This window comes from Colwellia sp. BRX8-5 (assembly GCF_014077325.1).
Classification (GTDB): domain Bacteria; phylum Pseudomonadota; class Gammaproteobacteria; order Enterobacterales; family Alteromonadaceae; genus Colwellia_A.
On record NZ_JACGVR010000012.1, the window covers coordinates 67845 to 85319 of the forward strand.

At 36.7% G+C, this 17475-nt stretch carries 18 protein-coding genes and 1 tRNA gene; 8 read left to right on the forward strand and 11 right to left on the reverse strand.

The window, feature by feature from the left end; all coding sequences use genetic code 11:
• Window positions 1-175: 175 nt before the first annotated feature.
• The 3 genes from H4J62_RS10175 to H4J62_RS10185 all read right to left on the reverse strand — a co-directional run bounded on the left by H4J62_RS10175 (window position 176) and on the right by H4J62_RS10185 (window position 2113).
• Window positions 176-559 carry a hypothetical protein gene (locus H4J62_RS10175; protein WP_182213290.1) on the reverse strand — a complete coding sequence of 128 codons (384 nt, stop codon included), beginning with the start codon at window positions 557-559 and terminating at the stop codon, window positions 176-178.
• A 676-nt stretch (window positions 560-1235) separates the two neighbouring features.
• The gene (locus H4J62_RS10180; protein WP_182213292.1) at window positions 1236-1850 is read right to left on the reverse strand and encodes a hypothetical protein; all 615 of its coding nucleotides are present in this window, start codon (window positions 1848-1850) and stop codon (window positions 1236-1238) included.
• 35 nt (window positions 1851-1885) lie between these two features.
• Window positions 1886-2113, reverse strand: coding sequence for a hypothetical protein (locus H4J62_RS10185; protein ID WP_182213294.1), 228 nt, complete (start codon window positions 2111-2113; stop codon window positions 1886-1888).
• A 406-nt stretch (window positions 2114-2519) separates the two neighbouring features.
• Between H4J62_RS10185 and H4J62_RS20410 the strand changes: the two genes are divergently transcribed.
• The gene (locus H4J62_RS20410) at window positions 2520-3077 is read left to right on the forward strand and encodes a PEP-CTERM sorting domain-containing protein (RefSeq protein WP_259365010.1); all 558 of its coding nucleotides are present in this window, start codon (window positions 2520-2522) and stop codon (window positions 3075-3077) included.
• Window positions 3078-3146: 69 nt separating this feature from the next.
• Here H4J62_RS20410 and H4J62_RS10195 read toward each other — a convergent pair whose 3' ends face one another.
• From H4J62_RS10195 to H4J62_RS10230, 8 genes are all read right to left on the reverse strand, one after another.
• Entirely contained in the window at window positions 3147-3557 is a 411-nt protein-coding gene (locus H4J62_RS10195) for an inovirus-type Gp2 protein (RefSeq protein ID WP_220470054.1), read from the reverse strand.
• Window positions 3558-3821: 264 nt separating this feature from the next.
• Window positions 3822-4358, reverse strand: coding sequence for a PEP-CTERM sorting domain-containing protein (locus H4J62_RS20415; RefSeq protein ID WP_259365009.1), 537 nt, complete (start codon window positions 4356-4358; stop codon window positions 3822-3824).
• Between the two features lie 187 nt (window positions 4359-4545).
• Window positions 4546-5109: an inovirus-type Gp2 protein gene (locus tag H4J62_RS10205; RefSeq protein WP_182213296.1), complete on the reverse strand. Its 564-nt coding sequence runs from the start codon at window positions 5107-5109 to the stop codon at window positions 4546-4548.
• Between the two features lie 301 nt (window positions 5110-5410).
• The gene (locus H4J62_RS10210; RefSeq protein WP_259364705.1) at window positions 5411-5845 is read right to left on the reverse strand and encodes a hypothetical protein; all 435 of its coding nucleotides are present in this window, start codon (window positions 5843-5845) and stop codon (window positions 5411-5413) included.
• 8 nt (window positions 5846-5853) lie between these two features.
• Window positions 5854-6105 (reverse strand): AlpA family transcriptional regulator, encoded by a 252-nt coding sequence (locus H4J62_RS10215; RefSeq protein ID WP_182213298.1) that lies wholly within the window; start codon window positions 6103-6105, stop codon window positions 5854-5856.
• 84 nt (window positions 6106-6189) lie between these two features.
• Window positions 6190-6879, reverse strand: coding sequence for a hypothetical protein (locus H4J62_RS10220; protein ID WP_182213299.1), 690 nt, complete (start codon window positions 6877-6879; stop codon window positions 6190-6192).
• On the reverse strand, window positions 6872-8122 hold the full coding sequence (locus H4J62_RS10225) for an integrase domain-containing protein (RefSeq protein ID WP_182213301.1): 1251 nt from the start codon (window positions 8120-8122) through the stop codon (window positions 6872-6874). Before H4J62_RS10225 ends, H4J62_RS10220 begins: the two co-directional genes overlap by 8 nt.
• Before the next feature lie 166 nt (window positions 8123-8288).
• Window positions 8289-8365, reverse strand: a tRNA-Arg gene (locus tag H4J62_RS10230).
• Between the two features lie 183 nt (window positions 8366-8548).
• Here H4J62_RS10230 and H4J62_RS10235 point away from each other — a divergent pair.
• The 7 genes from H4J62_RS10235 to rsmH all read left to right on the forward strand — a co-directional run bounded on the left by H4J62_RS10235 (window position 8549) and on the right by rsmH (window position 17464).
• Window positions 8549-10456 (forward strand): diguanylate cyclase, encoded by a 1908-nt coding sequence (locus H4J62_RS10235; RefSeq protein WP_182213303.1) that lies wholly within the window; start codon window positions 8549-8551, stop codon window positions 10454-10456.
• Window positions 10456-11757, forward strand: a complete 1302-nt coding sequence (locus tag H4J62_RS10240) for a GGDEF domain-containing protein (protein WP_182213305.1) — start codon at window positions 10456-10458, stop codon at window positions 11755-11757. Before H4J62_RS10235 ends, H4J62_RS10240 begins: the two co-directional genes overlap by 1 nt.
• Before the next feature lie 199 nt (window positions 11758-11956).
• Window positions 11957-14266 (forward strand): DNA topoisomerase IV subunit A, encoded by a 2310-nt coding sequence (gene parC, locus H4J62_RS10245; protein WP_182213307.1) that lies wholly within the window; start codon window positions 11957-11959, stop codon window positions 14264-14266.
• A gap of 91 nt (window positions 14267-14357) precedes the next feature.
• Window positions 14358-14849, forward strand: a complete 492-nt coding sequence (locus H4J62_RS10250; protein WP_182213309.1) for a YcxB family protein — start codon at window positions 14358-14360, stop codon at window positions 14847-14849.
• 78 nt (window positions 14850-14927) lie between these two features.
• Window positions 14928-15725, forward strand: a complete 798-nt coding sequence (locus H4J62_RS10255; RefSeq protein WP_259364706.1) for a sulfite exporter TauE/SafE family protein — start codon at window positions 14928-14930, stop codon at window positions 15723-15725.
• Between the two features lie 256 nt (window positions 15726-15981).
• Window positions 15982-16440, forward strand: a complete 459-nt coding sequence (gene mraZ / locus H4J62_RS10260; RefSeq protein WP_070374782.1) for a division/cell wall cluster transcriptional repressor MraZ — start codon at window positions 15982-15984, stop codon at window positions 16438-16440.
• Window positions 16441-16522: 82 nt separating this feature from the next.
• On the forward strand, window positions 16523-17464 hold the full coding sequence (rsmH, locus tag H4J62_RS10265) for a 16S rRNA (cytosine(1402)-N(4))-methyltransferase RsmH (RefSeq protein ID WP_070377051.1): 942 nt from the start codon (window positions 16523-16525) through the stop codon (window positions 17462-17464).
• Window positions 17465-17475 lie beyond the last annotated feature (11 nt).

A 17475-nucleotide genomic window follows, 5' to 3' on the forward strand; every position in this document is an offset into this window, starting at 1 on the left:
TTATCTCTACGCTGCATTAGTGCATTCTGCACGTTATTTTTTTACGAAAAATTATAGACCCTCATCCATGGAGGCAATAGTACGGTGCTGTGACCGTATTGATGCAGGAAGTAGAGTAAAGCCGTAGCGGTTACCGAGGTGGCAAGGAGTGTATATGTTCCGAATCAACCAGCGATCAAGCTAGTTCTTTCTGTAGCCATTTAAGTGCTTGCTGGCGACCGAGCTCTAAACCATTAAACTGCTTAACGTTTAACTTATCATTACTACGTTTATTGATAATATCTTCAGTGTTAGCAACACCTTCTTTAGAATAGTTGATTGAGGCTATTGATTTCATATGAATTAGAGAACCCATCGTTAACTGCGCCTCAAGTGAATAGGTGTAAGGATAAATTTTATTGACGATAACACCAAAATCAGTTTTAAAAAAAGCACAAAAAAAAGTTTCAATTTCTTCCATCATTTCAATTGAGATATAAACGCCTTTATCAAAAATCACTTCGGCAATATTTTCATTTAAAAGGTTTATTTGAACAAAACTTAATCTGTGTTTTTCCATTTGGGGACTCATAGTGAAATGTATTTGATGAAGCAACAATTGTAGTCTGTTTTTGGAATTACTAGTAGGCTGATCTACGGATAAATTTATCGAGGGGCTAGTTAATAATAAAATATCGGGTTTTAGGTTAATAGCTGATGTTTAACGATAAAATTACTTATTGGACATGGACTATTAAAAGTGGGGCGCAATCCTATGATGTTATCTATAAAGTAGATTATGTGATGGCATATAATACAGAGTATTCCCTATATTATATGCTTTATAGGTTCTTATGTGCTTGCTATAGAGGCCGATTACGAGCTTTGGCTAATAATTAAAGATGCTGTTTTTCAGGTTTTTCTTTAATCATTTCTCTTTTAAAAGATCTATAAATGGTATTTTTAACTAAAGAAAAATTAACAAAACAGGTGAATATTTCATTTAGTGCCAGGTTAATTTTTATTAACCAAGAGCTATTTCTTTGATTGTGACTTTATTATAGCAATGATAAGTGTGAGGGCTGTTATAAGCGGGTTACTTAGCGGTAAAAGGCTAGTTGTCTGTTTTTAAATTATCACTTAGTTTAGTGATTATGGTGTCCCTGAGAGACGTCGTGCAGGGCGAGTAAGTTATTGTTAGTTATTGGTTTTAAGTTTTGTTTTTATTGGTAGTGTTACTTTGGGTGTTACTATAATCAAAAGTCATTAATAAAGCCATTTCCAAACATAGCCTTCATTTGAACATCTACCATAGGCCAATATTTCTTTTCTAACTCAGTTATCTTATTTCTTTTTTGTTCAAATGTTTTCCACCTCATCCATTTAGGCTTAGGCCAATAATAAATATTTTCAAACATATTGTTTACGTCAGGCCAGTCAAAACCCCATAGCTCTTTTCTTAGCTTTCTAATGCGCCTCATTAACCGCTCGTTTGGTCTTTCACTTTGGCTGGCGTAATGTAAGCCGATACATTGCCGACAACCATAGGCGTATTTAATAGCGTAAAGGCTTTGCCGTTGCTTTTGGCAATATGGGCAAGTGATATATAGTTTATTGCTGGCGCTTCGCTTATCTATTATCAGGGCTATCTTGTGAGGCTTATCGTTTATAGTGAATGTCATCAAACGAACACCACATTCCAGTGCTGTTAATTTAAATTTTTGATGGGCATTACTAAGAAAGTCAGCATTAAGCGAGTAGTTACCGAATGGCACAGTTAATAAGTTTTTAAATGTCTTAGCAGATATACGATGATACTCGCCAGTATAAGCCCTTGTTTGTGTTCTACCGTAATGATGACCTTTAGGCATTGTTAATCACTCCGAAAAATTATAGTAAAAGTATATTAATCTTCGCCTGTTTCTCTACGAGCAGTCATAACCCCAACTTGTTTAAGAGGGGCACATACAAAAGGCATAAGCTTTGTTAAAAAGTTTAACCTTTGAATAGGGTCTTTAATCTCAGCAAGCGTGGCTGGTAGGTTGGTTAGTTCACTTTGTATGGCTTGGTTGATTAAATGCCTTATATCGCCAGCCATGTATTTATTGGTAGGTGTTTTGTTAGCTGCTGTCATATTAAAACCTCTATTGTAATGATAAGTTTACATTGTATCACTTTTATCTAGTACGAAAAATAGGCTTAACTTACTACTTTTCTTAGGTCTTTTACTTTTACCAATAAAAAACAGAGTAAAAATTGATGATTTAACTGTCTTTCTTGGTAATTGAATCTCATTGATAGGTTGTTGTTTAATTCGCGTGATTAGGCAGGAATGTGTTTGTTAAATTAATGTAATAAGTACAGTTGGTTGCGGACTAAAGAGTGTCGCACTATTTTACAGTTCCATAATTAATATATTGCTGTTTTTTCTATCACTCTGAAATAAAAGACTTTATTGAGAGTGGTGTATTTATTGCATTATTATCAATAACTATAATAATACTTTCTATCTCAATGAATGTATTCCAAAGGAAAATAAAATGAATGTAAAAATGTTAAAAGCAGCATTTGCTGGTTTGGTTTTGTCTGTTAGTGGTGTTGCTAATGCTGGTTTGATAACTGAAACACAGATACAAACGATAAACTTTCAAGACTTTACATTTAACTTTAATGTGAACGATTGGGTACAAGGATCTGGAAGTACCCTTTTATTAGAGATCCAAGGGGATTTTACTTCAGGTACTAGCTCTGAGAATTTTGAGTTATTAGTTGAAGGGATTAATTATGGAACTCGGAGTCGAAATAACTCAGACTCTTTTGTTTCTTATAGTAGCAATACAGCGCTACTAACAAACCTATTCTCTTTTAATATTGCTAATACTAATTCGTTTTTGGTAAATGACATTTTTTCTTTTAATGTGAATTTTGACTCTGGAGTACATGTATCATATGGGAATGATGGCACAGGTAGTAGTAATTCCCCTTATGTGAAGGCAACTTATACTTATAATTCTGTAGCAGTTCCAGAGCCGTCTACTCTTGCCATCTTCGCATTAGGTCTTATGGGCTTAGCATCACGTAGATTCAAAAAACAGTAATTTAGTCTGTTTTATACTCTTACATTGAAGTAATGAGTTGAACATAAAGCACCATTGATTGGTGCTTTTTTATTGCCTGTCATTTAGCTTAATCCTACTTGTACAATAATTCTTCGTTTGCTCTGGCTTGTATCCTTTTCCCCTAGCTTTAGCTAAATAAGATATACGCCAGATAGCGTCCTGTATCGACTCGTAATCATTTCTTTTAACATTGTAATAGCAGTTATCAGGAAAGTATTCAGAGCCGTCTAGTTGCCGCCATAGCTCTTTTACTTTGTTTGTTACTTCATAGGGGAAATTAACTTTGTGACCGTCAATTATTAGCGCGTAGTGATAATGTTGCTTCTTGGCTGTTTCTAGCTCTCTACACCACATAAACCCAACACGCTTAAGGCTGTACTTACGTTTAAGCCATTTATGTAATCTACGATTGAATGCCGTAATAATGCTGTTGTTTTCAGTATATTCATAAACGCTCAAATGAAGGCTGGTTATGAAATATACCTGTAATCAGAAATGTAAAATAATTGAACTCACTGTAAAAAACATTCTCACTTAACAGTAATGCTACTCCTTTAGCGTTATGTTTTTTAGTGTTTATATAATATGTTACGCGTTTCCTAGTGATAGATAAGCGCGGTTATTAGGTTAATAGTTTACGGATGAACATAACTAATCGTTAAAAACAAAAAAACACCAATCATTACAATTGATGTTTTTATAGAATAAAAATTTAAATCAATATTAAGATTTGTTCTTAAATCTACGTGAGGCTAAACCCATTAAGCCTAATGCGAAAATGGCTAGAGTAGAGGGCTCTGGAACATCTACTGTATATGTTGCCCATGCTCCCAAATACCTGTGCCCGTCGAAATCACCTCTGTCATCTAATATCCACTGCTGACCATCTGATCTAATAAATGCCTGACCACCCGGACCAGTAGGAGTGCTGTCATCGTAATAACCCCATAAGAAGTCATTCCACTTTGTGCCAGCTATACTGAAATAAGTAGATGTAGCCACACCATTCAAATTACCGAACAACTCTACTATTTGTGCTTTAGTTGCTAGAGTTGCGCCCATAGTATTTGCTTGAGAAAACATACTACTGATATTACCCGAAGAAAACTTATTAATGTCTACCCAATATAGTTCTGTTTCAGTGTCGTAAAAGCCATCATTGCTGCCTAAAAAATCAGCTTGAATTAGTGTTGCGTTAACCATACAGCTTACTGTTAATAACAAACCAGCGAGTGTACTAATTAAAAGTTTTAATTTCATATTATTTCCTGAGGTATACCTTGCCATTAATTTGATTAGGTAAGTTTTATTATTTGTATTAGATATTAAAGACTAAGCAATAAACGAACCAGTAGTTTTATTTATCTTTATATCATTGTCTTAGGTTGATTGGTTGATTATTTCAAAGTCACACTGTAAAAGAATCCGACATAGTCACATTATTAAATTAATGATTCTTTATACGGCTTGTACCATAGTTCTTTGTTTGCTCAGGTTTATAGCCTTTACCTCTAGCTTTAGCCAAGTAGGATATACGCCAGATAGCGTCCTGTATCGACTCGTAATCATCTCTTTTAATATTGTAATAGCAGTTGTCAGGAAAGTATTCAGAGCCGTCTAATTGCCGCCATAGCTCTTTTACTTTGTTTGTTATCTCATAGGGGAAATTAACCTTGTGACCGTCAATTATTAGCGCGTAGTGATAATGTTGCTTCTTGGCTGTTTCTATTTCTCTACACCACATAAAGCCGATACGTTTAAAACTGTATTTTCGTTTCAGCCATTTATGTAATCTGCGGTTAAAGGTCGTCATTTTATCGTTATTTTCTGCGTATTCATAAACTCTTAGGTCAAACCGTATAATGTGTATTTTGCTGTGGTGACTTAACATCGCATCAATCTGGTTAATCATTGCTTTAATGGAGTGCGCAATTAACCCACTTCCTTTTGAGTTTACCCACCAAGTTTGACCGTTTACTGTTATTGCTTTGTCTTTGGTTATGTATGCCATTAGATAGTTTATTAACTAAGATAACGCTAAAGGATATTATTAATTACCTAGCTCAATGTTAGTTATTACTTACCTGATTAATACCTGTAGTTATATAGCCTTGTTCGCAAAGCACTAAAAATATAGGGGTAAGAAACCTATGAATAGTGGTTAGTAACAATCAACATATACAGGGTGGTACTTGACAGGTTTGTAACTACTAACTATTGAAAAGCTGTTAACTTGGTTATACTCTAGTTGTTGGCTAGTGGTAGGTCGCTAAACTTATTCCACTAGCCAGTTTAAATGAAAGCCTACTTTGTTAATTCACTGTAGGTTTTTTACTTTCTATTCGTTGTTCATATTCTTTATCAGCTTCGGCTTTTTCTTGCTTGGCTTGTTTAAGCCGTTTAACTGCGTTTTTAGTGCCATAATATGAGCGGTCTTTATATCGTTTTCTGGCTATGGTTCGAGCATCTTTATCTTCTTCCCAGTCACAAGAAAAATGACGTTGATCAAGCCAGTAAAACGCTTGTTTCTTGCCTTCGTATTCGCTTTGTTCAGAGTGAATAAGCCAGTGCTGATAATCTCCACTCATAAGTTGTTGTAGATTAGCCCTAAATCCTCCACCTAATTGATTACATAAATAATCTCTAGCGTGTTTGTTACCGTCAGATAGAATTAAAAGTAAATTATAAGCTGGGCTATTTGTTACAGGTAATACGCCATCAGGAGCAGTAAATATTAAATTATTCATGTTGCCCCCTATGCCGCTTTGCGTTGTTTGATTAGCTCAGAAACGAGCAGTTTGATTTGCTCGGGTGTTTGTTCTTCAATACGAGCTTGGATGATGGCTTCTACCTCATGCTTGAGATAAGCAACGGCACGGTCACCGATCGAGATAGGGGGGCAAAACAATCCAGCTTTTTCGTCGAGTTGTAATGCGGATTTTGATCTAGCTGTTTGTGATAAAACAGAAGGTCTGCGGATTAATTGGTAAAACTTATTAATAGTCATTTTTAGTCACCTGAGGTAGTTGTTGAACGATTCAGGTCTATTAAAAGCTATTTTATTGTTGGTAATTAAACGTACTACCAAGGTTTATTTAGCAGCATATGCTTTTCTAATTGTTTGCTGATTAATTTTAACTCCAAATTCTTTACTCGCGTACTCTGACGTTTTACTCCATTTTTCACCTTTACCTAAAGATCTAGTATCATCGTCATTTCTATCTAAAGATTCAAAGTATTTAAAACATAAATCATATTGTTCATTTGATAGTTTAATGTTTTCTCCGATCATTTTTTCTTGACGTGACTGTCCTAAAGCTAGAGTAGGTTCTAAGGTAGAAAACGTAAATTTACTAAACGCATCGACTAATATTAAAGCGTGCGCCATACCCTTTTTGTAGTCACTATTTTTAAGGTGATGTTTACAAGTCAGAATTTCTTCAAGGCACTTTCCTGCTTGGTACGCACCTATTACGTGAGAATAATTTCTAATCAAGTGAAAAGGTAAAGCACTAATTACTGGCTTTTTAGTACCCTCTGTAGGTAATTCATTTTTTTCTAGGAATTTTAATATTCTCCTTTCAATGTCTGCTATAAGTTTAACGGGGTCAAAAGCGTCATTTTGTAATCTCATCATTTCTTCGGTAAAACAGCCTTGATCTATTACCGTACTTGTTCGTTGTAAAATAGATTCTTTTTTATAACCACTTCCAAATGTATTTCTACTAATAGTAGTTTTTCCATCAGTTGATTTAGTAACTTTAATTTTCCTTTTATCCATTATTTATTACCTTCAAATTGGTAAACGTTTTATTAAAATTTATTTTCCCAGTCTGAGCCTGTTCTATATGTTCAGACCACCAAGCCATCATTACTCGTCTACGCTCTAAATATTCAGCATGGTTATAAGCGCGTCTAACTTCGTTTTTATCAACGTGTGCTAATGCCGATTCAATAACATCAGCATCAAAACCTTGTTCGTTTAATGTGGTGCTGGCGAGAGAACGTAAACCATGCGCCACTAATTTGTTCTTATAGCCAATACGCTTTAATGCCATGTTTGCTGACTCGCGGTTAGCGTGGCCTTTAAGGTTTCTATCGGCAGGGAATATGTATTCATTGTCGGCACTAACAGGCTTAATACGTTCTAATATTGCTAGGGTTTGTGGCGTTAAAGGTACAACGTGTGGCTTGTTCATTTTCATTACATCGCCAGGAATTCGCCAGCATGCGTTTTCAACATCAATATCAGCCCACTTTGCTGTAGCGGCTTCGTTTGAACGCACCATGGTATGAAGCTGCCATTCAATTAATAAGCGCGTTACTAGCCTTAATGTTGAATAGCTCAGGTCAGCCATTAGCTTTGGTAATTCTTCAGGCTTTATTGTGGGGTAATGTTGTTTCTTTGGTGCTTCAAACGCTTTTAAAATACCCGTTAATGGATTGCTTTCTATTAAGCCAACATTAGCGGAGTAGGTCATTATTTCATTTAGGCGCTGGCAAAGTCTTTTAATAACAAACAGGCTGCCTTTATTAGCGATTGGCTTCATCGCATCAATAACAATAACAGGCGTTAAAGCGGTAACAGGGTGCTTACCCAGTTTTGGGAATATATGATTGTTAAGCGAGTTCCATGTGTCGTTAGCGGTATTTTGGGCAATGGTTTTCTTCTTTAATTCAAACCAATCTTCAGCAACCTTTAAGAGAGTATTGTTTAACTCTGCTTTTTTGCCTTCGGTAACTTCTTCTTTATGGGTTTTAGGGTCAATATCTTTAGCTAATAACTTTCTCGCATTAGTGCGCTTTTCTCTAGCATCAGCTAGTGACACATCAGGATAATTGCCAAAACTAATATTTGCCCGTTTTTTGGTAAAAGGGCGGGAATAGTTAAAGATCCATAATTTAGAGCCTTGAGGTTTAACTCTAAGCGCTAAACCGTCACCGTCAGCAAGGTTGTATTCTTTGCTTTTAGGCTTGGCTTTGTTTACTTCTGTATTGGTTAAAGACTTAGTTGTTTTTGCCATAATTGTAACACTGGAAACTCAAAGTAAGGGCTGGTGTTACAATGAGTGTTACAATAAAACGTGATTATTACAAGTTCTCTTTAAGCGTTAATAACCGCTAAGTGCTCTGAGTTTATTGTTTTTAATAGGTTTTATGAGGTTTGTTGAACGTTATAAATAGTGATTTTGGTGTCCCTGAGACGATTCGAACGTCCGACCTAGCGCTTAGGAGGCGCTTGCTCTATCCAACTGAGCTACAAGGACATTATAACGCAAAAAGCGTTGTTAATTTATCTTAAAAGTTGTTGTTGTTCTAGTTTTATTTTCTCTGTATGTGGATGAAAAATAATTAATTAGAAATAACGGTTTATCATTCGCTTTAAATCGTTTTATACTGCAACTGAAGTTGATTAAACTATGGCTAAAACTATAAATAAGAGGTTGAATTTGTTAAAAAAACGTTACAAACAAGTTGCCTTGGTTTTTTGGTCTCTGTTAAGCGCTTTGTTGATAACTACGCAAACATTTGCAGATAATGGCACAACCAATCGTGACTTTATCTTTTTTGTTGAACGCGTTGAAAAATTACAAAATACCAATGTTACCGATGCACTTGCACTGTTAGATTCTTATCAAACCAACATCAATGCGTTAACGGTTGGGAACCAGGTAAAGTATTACCAAGTACTGTCAGAAGTTTATATTGAAGCCTCTCAATATAAATCGGCGTTTAGCGCCGCATCGCAAGGGTTAAAAATAGCACAACATTTAACTAGTCCTACAATATTGATTTCACAACTTTCATACTTACGTGGCTTTTCTTTAGAAAGTTTAGGTGATGCTAGTGGCGCGGTTGAGAATTATTTGAATGGCTTAGAAGTTGCCGAATCCTTAGATGCTAAAAAATTTATTGCCGATGGCTTTATCAACTTAGGTGCTATTTATTACCTAACTGAACAATATGAAAAGTCGTTGACTATGCTCAATAACGCGCTGGTTATTGCCAATACTCTAGATAATGAAGAACTTAAAGGTTCCGTTAACAGCGAGTTGGGTATTTTATACTCTTATATGTATAACCCTAAAAAATCGATAAAATTTTACCAAGCGTCTTACGAACATTATAAAAAAGCGGGTATGGCACTCTATGCGTTAAATAGTTTACAAAATATTGCAGTGAACTACATGGATCAAAGCCGATATGAACAAGCTATTGAGCTATTTGAAGAAGTCATAGCCAGTGCTAATAAATTTAGTAACAATGAAGTTATAAGTGGAGCTTATACTCGTTTGTCTATGTCGCACGCTAAGAAGAAAGATCCTGATTTAGATGTTGCTTATCAATATATTACCCTTGCTGAACAATACCTAAAAGGTGTACAGCAACATAATGCCTTATTATTTTTTAACGTTAATAAGGCGTACGTACTTGAAGCCATGGAACGATATGATGAGGCGCTTGAAAACTTAGCTGTCGCTGAAAAAATATTAGCAAAAAATAGTCAAACAAAAAATACTTTTTCAAATTATCACTTGATGTATTTGCAGTCTGAAATTTATTATAAAACACAAAGATATCAGCAAGCTTATGAAAAACAATCTCAATTTTTAACGCGTTTATTTAAAGATCAAGAAAACATAAACATGGAACAAATTGAAGAGTTACGATTAAGTTTTGAAAGCAAACAAGCAGACTTAAAAAACAAAATACTTGAACAGGAGAAGTCTGTACAAATAATAGAACTTAACGATGTGACCTACTACGAAGAAAATTTACATTTGTTGATTATTTTTGTCGGTACGGTGCTTGTCATACTCGCTTGGTTTTTGCTTAAAATGTTACAAAGTCAACAACATCTTGTTCGAATTAGCCAAGTTGATGATTTAACAGGTGTTGCTAACCGCCGGCGTTTAATCGAATTGGGTGAGCAAATGTTTACGCGAGCAGAAGAAGAACAGGCACCTTTTAGTATATTAATGCTCGATGTTGATAATTTCAAAGCGATAAATGATAGCTTTGGTCATAATACCGGTGACAAAATACTCAAAGATATTGCTGACTTGGCTAACCATATTATGCGTCAAAGTGATTGTTTTGGCCGTTTCGGTGGCGAGGAATTTATTGCTTTATTAGCGAACACTTCACCCGAAAATGCTTATGATTTGGCTGAGAGATTACGCTTGAGTATTCAAAATAAAGTTTGGTCATATAAAAAGCTCACTGGGGTTACGGTCAGTATTGGTATATCTTCTTACCAAAAAGGAAGTACTACAAGTTTTGCTCAACTGATAAAAGACGCGGATATTAATATGTATCAAGCAAAAAATTTAGGTAGAAATAAGGTGTGTTTTTAATGAAACATTACTCTTTTTCTAATATATCACTGTGTGTCTTATTGAGCTTCTACTTGGCAAGTGCAGCATTTTCTCCAGTAGCGCAAGCTTATTCAGTTGGCGAAGCGTTAGCCGCAGAAGAGAATAAGAGTGACAATGCGCCTGCTGAGCCTGAAAATATTTTGAACAATAAAGAGCCGTTACCAATTAATGCTCGTATTTTGTCTTTGCTATCACTGGTTCAACAAAACGATCAAAAAGATGCTGTGCAAGTTACCGGTGTTTTATTACAACTAGAAGAAATCAACTCAACTTTTAACGCCGCAGAACAGTATTTAATATTTTTGATACACGCTTTAATCGAGCACCATGCACAACAGGATAAACAGGCTATTGCTTGGCTTGAGAAAACATTAATCTTACGAGATGAAATCCCTGAAAAGCAGCTTTATTTACCTGAATTCTCTGAAGTGAATCTGATTTTTGCTCGCTCATTTTCTGCTTTGGGTGACTTTAAGCAAGCGTTCGATTATAAGAAAAAATATATAAGAAATGGTTACCAATACTTTGATGGAACCCGAGCTGATAAAATTAAAGATCTTAATAAAACCTATGCAACGGATGAAAAAATTAAGCAAAATGAATTACTAGCCAATCAAAATAAAATTAAACGTTTAAAAATTATTGCTGCAGAGAATAAAAAGTTTGCTCAACAACGTAATATTTTAATACTAGTTGTCACTGTTATTGTTTTCTTTGTACTTCTGTTGAGACAAATAAAAGTCAGAAAAAAATTAAAATATTTAGCAAAAGTAGATAGTCTAACTAACTTATATAATCGACGTACTTTGTTTGAAAAAGGCGCTGAAGCAGTCGCCACAGCGGTCAATGAAAAACAGAGTTTAAGTGTCATTCTATTAGATATAGATCACTTCAAAAATATAAATGATACTTACGGTCATGATATTGGTGATGAAGTTATTAAAATAATTGCCGAACTAGGCAGTGAAACTATGCGCTCTCGCGATCTTTTTGCTCGATTAGGTGGTGAAGAGTTTGCCGGTATATTACCAGAGGTAGGCTGTGCTGAAGCTAAGGCAATAGCCGAGCGTTTACGTGAGAAAGTGGCAAGTAAAGACTGGTCTGAATTTAATATTAATGAACAAGTATCGGTATGTATTGGCGTTGCTTGTTTAGAGCAAGTCGAGTTAAATTTTGATGACTTACTTAATGCAGCTGACATAGCGATGTATTATGCTAAAGCTAACGGACGCAACCGCGTCTGTCAGTTTAATGATGAAGGCCAAAATAATAACGACTAATTTACAGATTTTGATAAAGAAGTGTTTTCCTGCCTTGTCTCCCTATTGTCATTCAAAATGTACTCTCAAAGGCGCATCTTGATTGGCAACAGCTATATAATCATATAAGCTAGAGTCTAGCTAAATGTAATCTAAAAATAATAACCAAAGTCACGGGTAGGGCTACTCCCTAACAGGTTGACAATTCAGGAATTAATTCATGTCAGACGCGCTTAATTTTAGCCTCGAAGGTATTGAACAGCGACCACTTCGACAATTTACCGAAGAGTCTTATTTAAACTATTCGATGTACGTGATCATGGATCGAGCTTTACCACATATTGGTGATGGCTTGAAGCCAGTTCAAAGACGTATTGTCTATGCGATGTCTGAATTAGGTTTGTCTGCCAACGCAAAATATAAAAAATCAGCGCGTACTGTTGGTGATGTGTTGGGTAAATTTCACCCACATGGCGACTCTGCTTGCTATGAAGCTATGGTATTAATGGCTCAGCCATTTTCATATCGATATCCGCTGGTTGACGGGCAAGGAAACTGGGGCGCGCCAGACGATCCGAAATCTTTCGCTGCTATGCGTTATACCGAATCACGTTTATCACGTTTTAGCGAAATATTACTCGCCGAATTAGGTCAAGGCACCGTTGATTGGACACCAAACTTTGACGGTACCATGAATGAACCTAAAACCTTGCCTGCTCGTTTACCTCATATACTCTTAAATGGTATTACCGGCATCGCTGTTGGTATGGCTACCGATATTCCACCCCATAACGTTCGTGAAGTGGCTAATGCATGTGTGCATTTAATTGAACAACCTAAAGCAGAAATTAGTGATTTACTTGAGTATGTCAAAGGTCCTGATTACCCTACCGATGCTGAAATAATTACACCTAAAGCCGATATTGAAAAAATATATAGAACCGGTAAAGGTAGTATTAAGATGCGCGCCATCTTTGAGGTTGTGCAGGGTGATATTGTTATTACAGCTTTACCTCATCAAGCTTCTGGCGGCAAAATACTTGAACAAATTGCTGGGCAAATGAATGCGAAAAAACTACCTATGGTGGTTGATTTGCGTGACGAGTCTGATCATGAGAATCCAACCCGTTTAGTGGTGATCCCTCGTTCTAATCGAGTTGATATAGAACAATTAATGAATCACTTGTTTGCCAGTACCGATTTAGAAAAAAGTTATCGTGTTAATCTAAACATGATTGGCTTGAATAATAAACCTGCAGTAAAAGACTTGCGGGTTATTTTATCAGAATGGCTGGTATATCGTCGCGAAACTGTGCGTCGTCGCTTGCAGTATCGTCTCGACAAAGTGTTAGCTCGTTTACATTTATTAGACGGTTTATTGATCGCCTATTTAAATATTGATGAAGTTATCGAAATTATTCGAAATTTTGATAAACCCAAAGAAGAACTGATTTCTCGTTTTGATTTATCAGAACGTCAAGCAGAATCAATTTTAGAAATTAAGCTTCGCCAACTTGCTAAACTTGAAGAAATTAAAATAAGAGCAGAGCAAGCAGAGCTTAATATAGAACGTGAATATCTTGAAAAAATATTAAACTCAACAGCGCGAATGAATACGCTAATGAAAAAAGAAATTCAAGAAGCGGCTGAAAAATATGGTGATGACCGTCGTTCTGTTCTTATTGAGCGCAGCGAAGCAAAAGCACTATCTGAAAAAGATTTAGTCCCCAGTGAAGCCGTTACCGTTGTCGTTTCTCACAAGGGTTGGGCGCGTTGTGCCAAAGGTCATGATATTGAACCAGAAGCGCTGAGTTATAAATCAGGCGACAGCTACTTATGTTCTTCAAAAGGGCGCAGCAATAATCCTGTGGTCTTTATTGACTCAACGGGGCGTGCTTACACCACCGACGCTCATACATTGCCAACGGCAAGAAGCCAAGGTGAGCCGTTAAGTGGCCGTTTTAGCCTATCGACAGGAGAAACGTTTGTCACGAGTTTAATGGCAAGTGATGAAAGTAAATATTTACTCAGCAGTGATGCTGGCTATGGTTTTGTTGGTAAATTTTCTGACATGATCAGCCGCAATAAGAATGGTAAAGCATTATTAAGCGTGCCAGCAAATGCCAAAGTGAATACACCATTGCCAATTGCTAATATTGATAATATGTTAGTGCTTGCCATTACGTCTGAAGGTCGAATGCTGGTATTTCCAGTTAAAGACTTACCGATACTTAGTAAAGGTAAAGGTAACAAAATTATTAATATTTCTGCAGCAAGAGCGAAAAGCCGTGAAGAATTTGTTTCGATACTAAACGTTATTTCAGCAGAAAGTTCGGTAACATTGCACGCGGGTAAACGTAAGTTAACCTTAAAAGCCAGCGATGTTGAACACTATCGTGGTGAGCGTGGTCGCCGTGGCAATAAGTTACCAAGAGGTCTACAACGCGTTGACCGTGTCGAAGTGGGTATGATCGCCGAAGAAATTAACATGGAAGACGTGGTAATTCCAACAGCCAATGATGAGATATAAGTAACCGTAACTTTTAATCACTATTTACTTCATCATTTATTAAAAACTCAGGTAAAATAACATTATTATTTTACCTGAGTTTTTTATCTTTATGTCACAGCCTTTTACCTACTCAACAACCTACGAACTAGACAAAGCCCATTTTCAAGAATGTTTTAGCGAATCTGTTGTCATCGTTACTTCAATAAGTGCCTATAAAAAATCAATTGCCTTATCCGTTGCTGGAATGTTGTTAGTACTGTTTACCGAAATGAATCCCTATGCAGCTTGGTTTGTTTTTGCTTTAGGTATTCTTGAAGCCGTCAGTACCTATTATCAAAAACCGTGGTGGGTGATGCGACAAATGCTCAGTAAAGCCGCCAAAGGTAATGTTGATTTAACGATTGATGAACAGGGCATTGTGAGTAAATCATTTTACGCTAGCTTGACATTATTGTGGTCAGACGTGCAATTAATACAAAACACCCAGCTAGGTTGGTTAATAAGACACGCTCAGGGGCGTAGTTACATTTCTAATAAAAATTTATCGGCAGCAGCGATAACATTCCTTACCGATAAACAGGCTCAGCAAAGTAAGCGTTAATATTCAGTGAATTTTTTTCGCTTAAATAACCCTAAATTTATTTTAATATTCATTTCGATTTGGTTTGGCATGCTAGTAATGTCTCCTATAGCTATCGAAGACATTCGTGAGTATGGGGTCTTTAGTTTTATTGGCTTACTTGGCGGTATTTTTGCCAATTCAACGGGAGCAGGTGGCGGGGTTGTCTTTATCCCATTGTTTAATCAACTCAACTTTACTGAACAACAATCTATAGCGACCAGCTTTGCTATTCAATGTTTTGGTATGACTGCCGGCGCTTTTACTTGGTGGTTTCATTACCATAGTGAAAAAACACAATTACGTTTATGGCAAGGGTTTAAACGTATTATCAGTGTGACCACAATAAGCTCAATTATCGGTATTTGGTTTGTTTATGGTAATCAACTTAGCTCACCCACTTCTTTGCATCACAGCTTTAGCTGGTTCTCTTTAGTGCTTGGCCTATTTATAATTGGCACTATCTTCTTTATTAAGCCACATCGCGAGCGTAGCCAACTCTACCTTTTTGATTGGCTCGCTTTAACCACCATAGGACTATTTGGTGGTGCGCTTACCGCTTGGCTATCGGTAGGTGTTGGTGAGTTATTGGCTATTTATTTAATTCTTCGACGTTTTGACATTAGTATGGCGGTGGCCGCAGCCGTGATTGTTTCAGCTTTTACTGTTTGGTCCGCCATCTGGCAGCATACCTTGATTCAATTTGAAGTTTATTGGCAAGTGGTGCTATTTGCAGGCCCAGGTGCCTTGCTTGGCGGTATTTTTGCTAAGACCTTAGTGACGCACCTCTCAGCAACTAAGTTGAAATTATTTTTTGCTTTTTGGTTGTTAATAATAGGACTCATTGGTATCAAGTAAGTAGTCGCTAACCGCTCATCTTTTCTTCGAAATTAGCTAAAAAATTAATTGTATTACATATTCTGGGGCAAGGATCCACAAAACCCCACAAATTCATCAACTTTGCTCAAAGCCTTAATTTTATTGGCGTTCGGCCAGATCATTTATACCAATCTTTGCTTGACATGACTTCACTTTTCTCACTAAACTGTATCAATGTGGGAATAAGTGGGAATTAGTGGATCTTAAAGGATTACTAAAATAATAAAGCAGGATTATGTTTAGAGGCACAAGCGCAATTACGCTCGACAGTAAAAATAGAATCACGGTACCGACCAAGTACCGCGAAGAGCTATTTGCCGATTGCCAAGGAAAAATGGTTTGTACCGTTGATATTCAACATCCCTGCCTACTACTTTACCCGCTTCCTGAATGGGAAGAAATAGAATTAAAATTGTGTAGTTTATCGAGTATGAACCCACAAGAACGATTGTTACAGCAAGTACTTTTAGGCAATGCTTCTGATTGTGAAATTGATAAGAGTGGTCGCTTATTGATTAATGGTCCGTTGCGTTTACATGCCAATTTAGAAAAAGGTGTGATGCTGGTAGGACAATTAAAGAAATTTGAAATTTGGAGTGAAAATGCCTGGCAAGCGCAAATGCAAAAAGGCATTAGCCAAATTCAGTCGGGTGAAATTGAACTGACTGACCGCTTGTTAGACTTATCACTGTAAATAGCAAAAATAAGACTAAAAATAGTTAATAACCCGATACCGAATTGATCACTTGGTATTCAGTAACATGGTGTTACCCAAAATGAAATTAGATAATTCACATATCTCGGTATTGCTTGACGAAGCAGTGACCGGACTCGCAATCAACCCCGATGGTACCTATATCGACTGTACGTTTGGTCGAGGCGGGCACTCAGCCCTTATACTTTCTCAACTCTCTGAAAATGGTCGGCTTATTGCCATTGACCGAGATCTTACGGCAATTAAAGCAGCAGAAAAATTTGCTGACGATGCTCGATTCACTATTGAGCACGAAGGCTTTGCCGACTTACAAAACATTGCTGAAAAGCATCAATTACTTGGTAAAGTTGACGGTATTCTCCTTGACCTTGGCGTGTCTTCGCCACAGCTTGATGAAGCCGAACGTGGCTTTAGCTTTATGAATGATGGCCCATTAGACATGCGTATGGATACTTCGCGTGGACAAACCGCAGCAGAATGGATTGCTGTGGCTGATGTTGAAGATATTACTTGGGTACTACGTACTTTTGGTGAAGAAAAACACGCTTGGCGAATTGCTAACGCCATTGTTGATACACGTGAAGAAACCCCTTATACCCGTACTAGTCAGTTAGCCAAAATCATTCAAACGACAGCACCACAACGCGAAATTAAAAAGCACCCAGCGACACGAAGCTTTCAAGCGATCCGTATTTACATTAATAGTGAGTTAGAGCAAATTGAAAAAGTACTTGCGGCATCATTATCAGTACTTGCTGAAAATGGTCGTTTAGTGGTTATTAGCTTCCATTCATTAGAAGACCGTCTTGTTAAGCAGTTTATGAAAAAACACTCGCAAGGCAAAAAAGTGCCTCGTGGTTTACCGATCAGTGAAGCAGAATTGAATAAAGGTAAAAAATTAGAACTTGTTGGTCGAAGACTAAAACCCAGTGAAAGTGAAGTTGAAGAAAATAAACGTTCACGAAGTTCAGTCATGCGGGTTGCAATGAGATTACCGCTTTAATGCGGCTGATA